8 protein-coding genes are annotated in these 12,004 nt (G+C 39.0%); 1 reads left to right on the forward strand and 7 read right to left on the reverse strand.

Annotation, left to right across the window (positions count from 1 at the left end):
* Positions 1 to 9 precede the first annotated feature (9 nt).
* The 7 genes from OK18_RS04300 to OK18_RS04330 form a co-directional block, all read right to left on the reverse strand.
* Positions 10 to 894, reverse strand: coding sequence for an ORF6N domain-containing protein (locus OK18_RS04300; protein ID WP_053327214.1), 885 nt, complete (start codon positions 892 to 894; stop codon positions 10 to 12).
* On the reverse strand, positions 884 to 2,980 hold the full coding sequence (locus tag OK18_RS04305) for a type IA DNA topoisomerase (protein ID WP_053327215.1): 2,097 nt from the start codon (positions 2,978 to 2,980) through the stop codon (positions 884 to 886). Before OK18_RS04305 ends, OK18_RS04300 begins: the two co-directional genes overlap by 11 nt.
* Positions 2,981 to 2,983: 3 nt before the next feature.
* The gene (locus OK18_RS04310; RefSeq protein ID WP_053327216.1) at positions 2,984 to 4,447 is read right to left on the reverse strand and encodes a DUF3945 domain-containing protein; all 1,464 of its coding nucleotides are present in this window, start codon (positions 4,445 to 4,447) and stop codon (positions 2,984 to 2,986) included.
* Between the two features lie 98 nt (positions 4,448 to 4,545).
* Positions 4,546 to 4,839 (reverse strand): helix-turn-helix domain-containing protein, encoded by a 294-nt coding sequence (locus tag OK18_RS04315; RefSeq protein WP_049038271.1) that lies wholly within the window; start codon positions 4,837 to 4,839, stop codon positions 4,546 to 4,548.
* Positions 4,836 to 5,204: a helix-turn-helix domain-containing protein gene (locus OK18_RS04320; RefSeq protein ID WP_053327217.1), complete on the reverse strand. Its 369-nt coding sequence runs from the start codon at positions 5,202 to 5,204 to the stop codon at positions 4,836 to 4,838. Before OK18_RS04320 ends, OK18_RS04315 begins: the two co-directional genes overlap by 4 nt.
* Positions 5,205 to 5,451: 247 nt before the next feature.
* Positions 5,452 to 6,303, reverse strand: a complete 852-nt coding sequence (locus OK18_RS04325) for an RteC domain-containing protein (protein WP_053329288.1) — start codon at positions 6,301 to 6,303, stop codon at positions 5,452 to 5,454.
* Positions 6,304 to 6,800: 497 nt separating this feature from the next.
* On the reverse strand, positions 6,801 to 9,692 hold the full coding sequence (locus tag OK18_RS04330; protein ID WP_053327218.1) for an alpha/beta hydrolase family protein: 2,892 nt from the start codon (positions 9,690 to 9,692) through the stop codon (positions 6,801 to 6,803).
* 156 nt (positions 9,693 to 9,848) lie between these two features.
* Here OK18_RS04330 and htpG point away from each other — a divergent pair, with 156 nt between their 5' ends.
* Positions 9,849 to 11,741 carry a molecular chaperone HtpG gene (gene htpG / locus OK18_RS04335; RefSeq protein WP_053327219.1) on the forward strand — a complete coding sequence of 631 codons (1,893 nt, stop codon included), beginning with the start codon at positions 9,849 to 9,851 and terminating at the stop codon, positions 11,739 to 11,741.
* The last annotated feature ends 263 nt before the right edge of the window (positions 11,742 to 12,004 follow it).

Genomic DNA, 12,004 nt, shown 5'->3' on the forward strand with positions numbered 1-12,004 from the left:
GGCTTTGTTTTATGGAGTATTCAATATTTGGAGCATCCTACCGACTTCAATATCCATTCGTGAAAAGGCAAACCATTTTTTGCCCAGGTCTTTGAGTGATGCCCCGATGTGGTAAAGTTCCGTTTGGTCTATGATTAAAAAGCGGTCGTGTGCATCGGAAAAAACCTCAATTTCAATCGGAGGATATTGGCTGTTGTACCGTTGTACATCCAGCCGTAATTGGTTGTTGATGTTTTTGGTAAGGATAGTAGCGGTTACATTGTCTTTGCGTTTCCCCAATAAGGTAAGCACGGTATCATCCACATAATTATCAAGCAGGATAATGGAGCTTTCGGCACTTCGGATAATATCTGCAACAAAGGTATAGGCATCAAATACCTGCCCATTGTAGAAAATGCCTTTTTCAGCGTGGAGCTTGTCGCTTTCCAACGCCTTAAAAATCTCCTCAAATTTTTGGTCGGTTTGTAATTGTTTCAGTTCTATATTGTCCAACCGATGAAACAGCGAAGCATTGCTGATAAGCATTTTTCGCATTTCTACAAAAGCATCCATAATCTCAATACTGACCTTTACGGCTATTTCTGACCGTAGGACAGCCGAGAGCATCGCTATTCCTTGTTCGCCGAAAACGTAGGGAAGATACTTTCGGTGTTGTCCTCTTCCTGTGTTTAAGGTTCCAATTTGGAACCTTAAAGAATACGCTTCCTCATCGGTCAGTTGAAAACAGAATTTTTCGGGAAACCGCTCAATATTCCGTTTTACGGCTTTATTAAGGTTCTTTGTTTCCACTTGGTATAAGGAAGCGAGGTCGCTGTCCAACATCACTTGTTTGCCACGTATGGTATAAATCAGGTTTCTGATTTCTTTGGGTACAATAGTCGGTTTATTTTCCATTGCGTTTGTAGCTTTTGTTTTTCTCAAACTCAAAGGAGCTTTCGGCTTGCTCATTCAATACGATATAAGCATCGAATTTCTTTCCTGCTTTGCTTTTCATTCCTTTGATAAGTGAAGTTTTGCCCTTATTGACAAGATTTTCTATATCGGCTATACCGATTTGAACACCGCACACATTGCGGAACTGTACCCAATTACAAACCTCATCGGGGCATTTGGCAAGTTTATCACGGACTATCAGTTGTTGCTTTTTGCACTTCGGGCAGGTAAGTTTCGGCAGGTTACTCTGGGCAATGGTGGTTTGCAACAGTTCGTTAGTGATTGTTGAAGCATACGTTTCCATTTCCTTTTGAAACGCACCTGCATCAGCTTCGTTATTCTCGATTTTCTGCAAAGCGAGTTCCCATTCGGCAGTCATCGCCACGTCTGCAATTTTTCGGTCTTTGACCAACTCATACACCTGTAAACCTTTTTCGGTTGGGATTAAGGATTTCTTTTCCCTTTTGATATAATTGCGGGTAAAGAGGGTTTCAATGATTGAAGCTCTTGTAGCCGGAGTACCGATGCCGATGTTTTGCAGGACTTTTCGTTCTTCCTCGTTTTCGATTTCCTTTCCGGCGGTTTCCATTGCCGACAAAAGTCCGGCTTCGGTATAAAGCACTGGCGGTTTTGTTTTCTTTTCCAAAACGGCAGCTTCCTTGATTCTGAGTTCATCGCCCTTTTTCAGTTCGGGCAAATCCTGTATAGGTTCGGTATAATCGTCCGTAAAACTGCCTTTAATGGTGCGCCAGCCCGGTTCCATAACCTTACAGCCTTTTGCCGTAAAATCGTAATACAATGCCTGTAACTCCACATCGGTAATCTCTTTGATGCAGGCCCCAGAAAGGGCTTCGAGCAACCGAAAGGCAATCATATCATAAACCGCATTTTCCTTTGCGTTCAGAGCTGAAGGTATTTTATCCGTAATCAACAAACCGTGATGGTCGGTAACTCGTAAATCGTTTATTATACGTTTGTTGAAACGACCCCATTTTATTTTTGATACGGCTTGCTTACAGGTTTCCCTGCCCTGCAAAGCCCTTACAAGGTTCGGAATTTCCGCCCACATATCTTCGGGAATGTATTTGCTCCCGGTGCGTGGATAAGTAATAAATTTCTTTTCATACAGGTTTTGGGCAATGTTGAGCGTTTCTTCAGCGGAAAGGTTGAGCTTTTTGTTGGCTTCTTTTTGTAGTCCTGTCAGGTCAAATAATAAAGGTGGTTGCTCTGTAACGCTTTTGGTTTCTACCGAGGTAACGATAATCGTATTCCCGTTCCTTTCAATACACCTGAGCGCATCTTCTGCCTGCCTTTGGTCGTCCCATTTGGTTTTGGAAAGGCTTTTAAAATCAATGAACTCTTTGTTATGCAATAGCTGTATCTGCCAATATTGTTTTATCGAGAAGTTTTTGTTTTCCAGATAGCGTTTGCAAATCAAAGCGAGTGTAGGTGTTTGTACTCTGCCGAGTGAATAAATACCATTTCCGGCGGCAATGGAGAGTGCCTGTGTAGCATTAATGCCTACGAGCCAATCGGCTCGGCTTCTGCCTTGTGCAGCCTGGTACAATCCGTCAAATTCCTTTCCTTCTTTCAGATTGTCAAATCCCTGCTTGATGGCTTTTTCGGTAAGTGAGCTTATCCAAAGACGTTCAAACGGTTTGCTGCATTTCAGGTGTTCGTAAATGTATCTGAAAATGAGTTCACCCTCACGTCCGGCATCGGTCGCTACAATAATGCTATCGCTTTTATGGAATAGTTCTTTGATGACCTTTAGTTGTTTTAATGCACCTGCATCAGCAGTATAGCCTTTGTCTTTTTTAACCTTGCGGACGGTCAGCAAAAACGGGTTGGGCAATATTGGCAGGGCTGATTTATTAAATCCCGATATGCCGTAATCTTCTGGCATTCCTAATCCGATTAAATGACCAAATGCCCAGGTAACAAAATAGCCGTTGCCCGTCAGGTAGCCGTCCTTTTTATCGGATGCTCCCAACAGGCGGGCTATTTCCCTTGCTACGCTTGGTTTTTCTGCAATGATTGTTTTCATACTTTATCTTTTTACGCCTCTTGATTTTGCAGGGGTTCGGGGCTTTTCCTGTTGTTCCTGCTGCTTTTTGTCTTTCGGGGTTTGCTGACCAGTCTTCAAAGGCTCTTTGATGTTCTTGGTCGCTTCGTTGGTTTTACCCTCCGAATTGACGGCGGTCTGCGTTTTGTTGGCTTCGGTAGGTTTCGCCTGCTCTTTGAGTTTGTTCGGATTTTGAAAGGAGAACTCCGTTCTATTGGTATCCTTGTTGAGCGTGATGTAGCCCTGGTATTTCTGCCCTTTCTTATCTACCAAACCATCAACATAGACGGTTTGCCCGGCTTTGAACTTATCGTATTGTTCATCGTTGAGTTCCTTGCCCCTGAAAGTTCTCGGAATTTCATTGGATTGGCTTTGCTGGTTATTTTTTTGGTTGCTTTGCGACTGCCGATTATTGTTGCTCCTGTCAAACAGGAACTCTACATAGCGTTTATCCGCATTGAATTGTACAGTTGCGGAAAATTCATTTCCTTTCGTGGAAGTCATACCCTTCAAATAGAGCGGTTTACCCTCCATCAAGATCTGCTTTTGCTGGTCATTCAGCTTTATGCCCTTAATCTCATTGGGAATCTTGATGAAATCTGTCTTTAATGCAATCAGCTCATTGGTAAGCCTGTCTACGCTGACAATGGACGGCATCATTTCCCCCGTTTTGGTATTTTTCAAATCGACAACACGTCCCATATTGCCTGTTTGGAGCAGGTTTTTCTTATCCTCATCGGTAAACTTGTGTCCGAAAAATTCCATATTCAGGTTAGGCTCCCTGCGTACACCGTGTATTGCCGCCACGACCTTACCGTCTTCGGCAAGCTGTAATGATAATCGTGCATCGGTACGGACAATGGCAGTGTCAAGGTTTACACCGATAGGCACAAGCTCATTGGTTTTGTACCCCCTCAATAAAGGGTCGAGCAGGTTTCTTTTTTCCAGGTACTCCTTGTTTAACCCAAGATTGTTCATTGTTTCCCAATCAATCTGTTCCGGCCTGAAGCGGTATTCGCTATTTTCCGGTGTGGTCTGTGTTGTTTCCATATCTTTTTTGTTTTCTTGTTTTTTTTCTTGCGGGGTTTCCGGTTTTACCTCGTGTTCTTTCATCACTTTTTCACCTTCGGAAGTAGGATTAGCTACATGCTTCTGAAATTCCTTTGCTTTATTTACGGCTTCGTCAGCCGAAACCTTGAAAAATGAGAACTGCGTGGGATCTTTCAGCTGTCTCCAAAAATTGGATAGAAAATTGGAAATGAAATCACCGTGTTTGTCCACACGCATGAACAGGTTTTCGTTTCTCTTGGTGGGGTCAACGGTTTCCATTTTGCCGTTTTCATCAATGCTTTTTACTGCCTGGATTTTCTTTTTTTCTTTATCCAGCACTAGCAATATGTCCGAAAGCTGTTCGGGCATTTCCTGTTTGTTTGTTGTTTCTTCGCTCATGATCTTAAAAATTTAAAGTTTACCGCCGAAAGTAAAAGAAGCGTTCACCACCCTGTATGATGTGGCACTCAAAGGCAGTGTTTGGCGTTCATTGGCATTCATTTCTTTGGTGGTGGGTTAAAGCTCTCCCTTATGAATTGATGCACGTCGGACAGTTTATAATATAGCTTTCCACTTATTGTATAATAGGGCAGCTTGCCAATAGAGCGATACCGTTGCAGGGAACGGTTGCTGATTTTCAGCATCTGTAACACATCCTGATTGTCCAACAATTCTTCGCCGTCTATACTGTTTCTCTTTTTTCTCATATCGTCTATATTGTCGCTGAGAATATCGAAGCGAGTCATGATACGACCCATCCACGCCAAAAATTCCATTCTGTCTATATTCATAGCGTCCTGTTTTGTGAGTTACGGGAATTAAGCCTTCTGCCTTTCTCGATATAGCTTTTGCCTTTTGCCATTAATTCTTGCAAAAATTCATTATTGCTTTGCACGGCATTGGCATTTAGCATTTCTTTGATGGCCCCGATGGTGTAGAAATATTGTCCGTAAATCTTGGAGTAGGTGATTTCTCCTTTGGTACGCATACGCCACAATGTCTTTTCGCTGATGTGCAGGTACTGGCATACCTCGTGGTTGTTAAGCCACAGGTCATCGTAGCTTGTGTCTTCCAACTTTTTTAGATGGTTGGAAATGGTATTGATACGGCTGTTGAGCTGTTTCCACGCTTCTTCTTCAATTGTGATTATTTTCATCGCATTGCTCCTTTATGTTTACAATGCAAAATTCCCAATGGTAATAGAATTTGTCCGCCAATGCTTACCCATTGGTTCAGCAGTTTTTTGAAAATTTTTACAATTTATATAACCACTTATGAATTAATAGATTTGTTGAACCCACGTTGGAATTTGCATTGTAATGAGCAGCTTTTGCCAATTGGCAGATATGGGCAGAGTATGAAATTTGGGATATGAAAAAGCAGTCCTTACAATTTTAAGGTCTTCAGTAGGATAGGTCTTTGTCCATATATTCTTCCAGTGCGGCTTTAAGCTGGTCCAAAAATGCGGTTCTTGAACCTGCCCTCGTCTTCATACGGTGGAATGCATGGTGAATATCGTTTAGCGGGATTTTGAACAATACCTGGAAAATCAATGCTAATTTTCGTATGCTTATTTCGCCATGGGATACGGATGCGGATGCATAAATTGCATAGATCAATTCTATGAGTGCATTTTGGCTATTTGTCCACGAAATGTCTTTAGTAGCATTTTTGTCTACGATTATTGAATCCGGGCTGTTTTCAGGGTTAATTTTGGTAACGAGATAGGTGTAAAGTAGTTCATTGGCAATAATGCGTGCAATTTTGTTATCATAATAGGTCGAAAAACTAAGGTCTATTTCAAACACCCCGCTCTTTAATCCGTCATGGTAATTGATTTGACCAAGCCTGAAAAAAACCTCGTCGCGGTCAGACCTTCCTGCACGGTAATACCTGTAAAAATCTTCGTGGCATATCGTTTCGATGTATTCTGATTTGAGTTTTCTCAATTGGCTTTCATAGTAGCTATTATACAATTTACCATTACTTACCGGACAGGCAATTTCGATACGAAATACCTTGTTGTAATAGATGAGCTTGCCCATGATCTGCGGCTTGATATTCTTGAAAAAATCAATCTCCTGAGCACCGTTCACAAATCCGGTCTGCAAGACCTTTGTTTTCACGGTATATAATAATTCCTGCAAATACAGGAGCATCTGATAAGCTTCATCAACTGTTTTTAGCATCTTAGAAGATAACTTATCTTCCATTCGCTTGATATCGGATATTATTTTACTCAATACGATTTCCATAGCTTCATCTTTTTGGGGTTTCTCATAATTTGCCTCTGGATAAGAGTACGGTATATAAAACAAAGCTTTGAAATTATTTCAAAACCTTTCCCACAGATGTACCACAGTGTGGAAAGATTTTTTGAAATTTCTGACAGAATAAAAGGATAATAACCATTAACATATTACCCTTTATTTATTAAATTTGTGGTTGTGATTTACAAGGTAATTAAATGAAAGCAAGTGCAGTAAGCACCATTACTAAGTCGTTACCGATAGTATTTCCAAATCTTGTAAACTACTCTTTATGAACCTATTGGGTTTAAAATAATCTTTTTGGTAAAAAAATCAAAGATTCCCATATTGTTATGATAATTGGCGGTAAATATAATAAAAGCGATGAATAGGCCCATCATAAAAAAAATGCCATTGTGTCAGTTGACATTTTCTGATTTTTTTTAAAGAGTTATTTTAAAACAAACCCCGGCGGAGCCATAGGCTCCGCCGGGGTTTTAATATTAAGGTTTATCATCTGTCAGCTCAAATCCCCAGTCTTTTCCTTTTTGGGTGGCCGGAATACCTTTTGTCATCCAGACCGGAGCTTTAGCTCCCTTAAGGTAATAATCAAAAAACTGCTGTTCCCGGATTTGGATATCTTTCCTGTTCTGGCGTTTCATGAGATTGTGATCATCGCCATTATAATTCAAAAGCCATGCGGGTTTTCCGAGGCGGCGCAATGCTGTGAACATTTCAATTCCCTGATACCAGGGCACTGCTCCATCTTTATCGTTACTCATAATGACAACCGGAGTATTTACCTTATCAATCGTAAAAAGTGGTGAATTTTTAATATAAAGATCCGGTGCTTCCCATAAGTTTTTCCCCAGTCTGCTTTGTGATTTTTCATACTGAAATTGTCTGTTCATTCCTGAAGTCCATCGGATTCCTCCATAGGCGGAAGTCATATTGACAACAGGAGCACCACTCCAGGCTGCTGCATACATATTGGTATGGGCAATCAGATAGGCTACCTGGTACCCTCCCCAGCTTTGTCCCTGGATCCCGATTTTAGTACCATCTACCCAGGAATTTTGTTTTAGCTTTTCAACCCCGGAATTGATATATTCCATTGCAGATTCTCCGGGAGAACCGTCTGTATACGAAATATCAGGTGTGAAGACCAGATAACCGTTGCTTACAAAATAAGAAATATTTAATCTTGAGGGCGTGGGAGCCGGTGCTACATAGCGGTTCAGATTATCTGAAAGCTTTTCATAGAAATAGACAATCATAGGATATTTCTTATTGGGGTTGAAATCTTCCGGCTTATATAAAACTCCTGTAGAAGTATTCCCTTTTGGCGTAGTCCAATGCACCAATTCGTTCGTTCCCCAATTGTAAAGCTTTTGTTGTGGATTAGTATCACTCAGCTTTTGTTGTTTTGAAAAATCTGATGTCGAAAAAATATTGGGAGAATCTGTATAGGATTCTTTTATTACCATATATTCTTCTGCATTTTTTGCTTTTTGAATACTGCGGTATCCCCAGACATTTTCCATTTGAATTTTTACAGGATCAGCATTTGAATGAACAGATGTTTTAAAAATCCCGTTCGCCTTGGTTGTATTATCAAACGCTGATAAATAAATAGGAGATTTTCGGTTTAAACTTTTAATATCTTTATCCAGGTCGTAAGTATCGAATGTTATTTTATGTTTACGTCCATAGCCATTCGTGATATTTCTTGTTTTTTTTGAACTGTTCAGGAAAAACTCCCAGAGATCGAAACGGTCTTTAATAATTACTGATTCATCATTATCCGTCCAGGATGCTATACCGTAAGAATTTGGGAAATCCGGCATATCAAACTCTTCGTCCACGAAAGAAACAGGCAGTCCTGTGCTGAGTGGAAATGTTTGCTTCGTTTTAACATTATAACTTAGCCATACTCCTTTTTCCCTGTCGAAAATCACGACAAATTTCCCAAGCGGGGATACAGCAACCGAGCCGTTCAGATTTTTAACGATTTCCGTTCTTTCTCCTGTTTTATTATCGATAAGAAAATAGGTTTTCTTTGTTGAACCTTCCCACTGCGAGGAAATACGGTTGTTCAAACTGGTAATGCCTAATGCAAATCCGGCATTTCCTTCATTCACCAATCGTAAAGTATCCAGGTCTTCCCCATCAATATTTCTAAAGAAATCGGGTTTTTCCGTTTGCATTACTGCCGCATATGATTTTTTCAGATCATTTTTCAATTCCTTTAGTTGTACTGTTTGCAGATAATCATCTTTGTAATTCCAGATATCTAAAACAGCATGATCATTGGCAATCATGGTAGTATCTTTGGCAATCGGTTTGGGAGCAACCCCAAAATACAACTGCTTCCCGTTTTTACTGAACAGAGGTAAACGGTTTTCGGAGATTACCCAATCTTTCTTCATTTGGGCATTTTCATTGGTTATGATTTCCTTTTTGTTCGTTTTACAATTAAAGTAATACAGCTGATATAGCTTTACCAGATCATTCTGTGCAGAAGAAGTTCCCACAAATGCCAACTGATTTCCTTCTTCATCAAAAGACAGCTGTGAAAAATCTCCTTCCATTTCCGAGATTTTAGTTACAGTTCCTTTTTGCAGATCAACCAATTGTACGGTTTGAAGGCTATATTTCTTTGGTTTTGATTTGTCGTTATCTTTTTTATCCGCTGATTTTTCATCGTCAGCATCTTTTTCCGTTTTTTTATCCTTGGCTTTCTCTTCAGGTTTTTTAGTAATAAAAGCAAGCTGCTTTCCATTTTTACTGAATTCATAGCGGATTACATTATCATAGGTTGTACTTTTCCCGTCCAAAAGATTCCGCACAACCAACTGCAATGGCCTTGCATTTTTGTCTTCATCTTTATTTTCTTCTCCATCTTCTTTATCAGAATCGTCTGAAGATTTATCTTTTAGATTTTCCAGAAGATAAGCAACGTAAGATCCTGCTTTTTCAGGAATTTTAAATGTTTTTACATTGGGAATTTTCTCTGTTTGACCATTCAAAAAATCAACGATTGCAAGGCTGTCTTTTGTTAGTTTACTTTTTTTGAGCTTTTTGTCTTTTACTGCTTTTAAATCTTTATACAAAGGACGGATTTGAAAAACAGCAAACCTGGAATCATTCGTAAAATCTACTTTTGTTCCTCTTGCAAATTTCTTTGAAGTTTTATTCTTAACGGAATATAAAAAAAGATTAGAATTTCCTTCCTGAACATCTACAGAATAGGCAATCCATTTCCCATCATTTGAGATTTTTCTTGTGCCTATATTTTGCCAACTGTCATAGACAGAATGGTCTAAAGGCTTTTTCTGCCCATACATCCAGCAGGTTATGATGAGCAGAATAAAAATTGTACATTTCAACTTCATTTCTAAAAAATTTTAAGAATTAAAAGTAAGATATTTCTTTGACAATTTTCATATGATATCCCTGTTTCTCTATACACAAAAAAATGCCATTCTGTCACTTTATTTTCCATGGTATTTTTTTTGAGAAAGATTTGAAAAATAAAAATCTAAAATATTATGACTAAAGGAAATATTAATGTATCTGTGGAAAATATTTTCCCGCTTATTAAAAAATTTCTTTACAGTGACCATGAAATATTCTTAAGAGAATTAATTTCCAATGCTACGGATGCTACTTTAAAATTGAAACATTTAACAAGTATCGGCGAAGCAAAAGTTGAATACGGAAACCCGAAACTTGAAGTTAAAATTGATAAAGAGCAAAAAACATTACGTATCATCGATCAGGGTATCGGGATGACTGGTGAAGAAGTTGAAAAATACATCAACCAGGTTGCTTTCTCCGGGGCTGAAGAATTTTTGGAAAAATATAAAGACTCAGCAAAGGATTCCGGGATTATCGGACACTTTGGACTTGGATTCTACTCTGCATTTATGGTAGCGGAAAAAGTGGAAATCCTGACAAAATCTTATAAAGATGAGCCGGCAGTAAGATGGATCTGCGACGGAAGTCCTGAATTTACTCTTGAAGAAACAACCGACAAAACTGACAGAGGTACGGAAATCATCCTTCACATCGCAGAAGATTCTGTAGAATTCTTAGAAGAAGGAAGAATCCGTGAGTTGCTTTTAAAATATAACAAATTCATGCCTGTTCCAATCAAATTCGGAACAAGAACACATACGTTACCATTACCGGAAGATGCTCCGGAAGGTGCCGTTGCTGAAACTGAGGAAGTAGATAATATTATCAACAATCCGACTCCGGCATGGACTATCGCACCAAGTGAGCTTACGAATGAAGATTATATGAAGTTCTATCACGAACTGTATCCGATGCAGTTTGAAGAGCCTCTATTCCATATTCACCTGAATGTTGATTATCCGTTCAATCTTACCGGAGTTTTATTCTTCCCGAAATTAAGTAACAACTTAAATATTGATAAGGATAAAATCCAGCTTTACCAAAACCAGGTATTTGTAACGGATGAAGTAAAAGGTATCGTTCCTGACTTCTTAATGCTTCTGCGAGGAGTAATTGATTCTCCGGATATCCCGTTGAATGTGTCCCGTTCTTATCTTCAGGCAGATGGTGCTGTAAAAAAGATTTCTTCCTATATCACTAAAAAAGTAGCCGACAAAATGTCTTCTCTGATCAATGAAAACCGTGAAGATTATGAGAAGAAATGGAACGACATCAAAGTAGTTATCGAGTACGGTATTGTAACGGAAGAGAAATTTGCGGAAAAAGCGGATAAGTTCACATTATACCCTACGACAGACGGAAAATATTTCCTTTGGGATGAATTGGTTGAAAAAATCAAGCCTGTACAAACGGATAAAGATAATAAACTGGTTATCCTGTACGCTACGAATGCGGATGAACAACACAGCTACATTCAGTCTGCCAAGGATAAAGGATATGAAGTTTTGTTGTTAGATTCTCCGATTATTTCACACGTTATCCAGAAACTGGAAACTTCAAAGGAAAATATTTCATTTGCAAGAGTAGATGCAGATCATATCAATAACCTGATCAAAAAAGATGAACCGGTTATTTCAAAATTGACTGAAACTGAAAAAGAATCTTTGAAAAAGAATGTGGAAGAAGCCATTAAGGATACTAAATTCACTGTACAACTTGAAGATTTAGACAGTAATGATGCGCCGTTTACCATTACCCAGCCTGAATTTATGAGAAGGATGAAAGAAATGCAGGCAACAGGCGGAGGTGGCATGTTTGGAATGGGAGGTTTCCCGGAGATGTACAATCTTGTGGTGAACTCCAACAGTGAACTTTCCAATCAGATTTTAAAAACTGAAAATGCCGAAGAGAAAGAAAGCCTGATCAAATATGCGCTGGACCTTGCGAAACTTTCTCAGAATCTGTTGAAAGGAAAAGACCTTACTGATTTTATACAGAGAAGTTACAAGCAACTTGAAAAATAATTATTAAAGACTGCCTCATTCGAAGCAGTCTTTTTTTATGGTGAGAAAATTGGAAAACAAATCACATTGTTTATCTGGACTGGGTTATTTATAACTTTGTATGATGCGCTTTTTGGACTGGTGTAAAACGTGGAAAATATTCAATAATATTACATGAAGCATTAATATTATGAATTTTTCCCGTGCATCTATTTAACAGTTAGCCCTATAAAGATATTTTTTCTATTTTTTATTGTATAGATTATGCTTTTTTGCCATTTTTG

The organism is Chryseobacterium gallinarum (assembly GCF_001021975.1).
Lineage (GTDB): Bacteria > Bacteroidota > Bacteroidia > Flavobacteriales > Weeksellaceae > Chryseobacterium > Chryseobacterium gallinarum.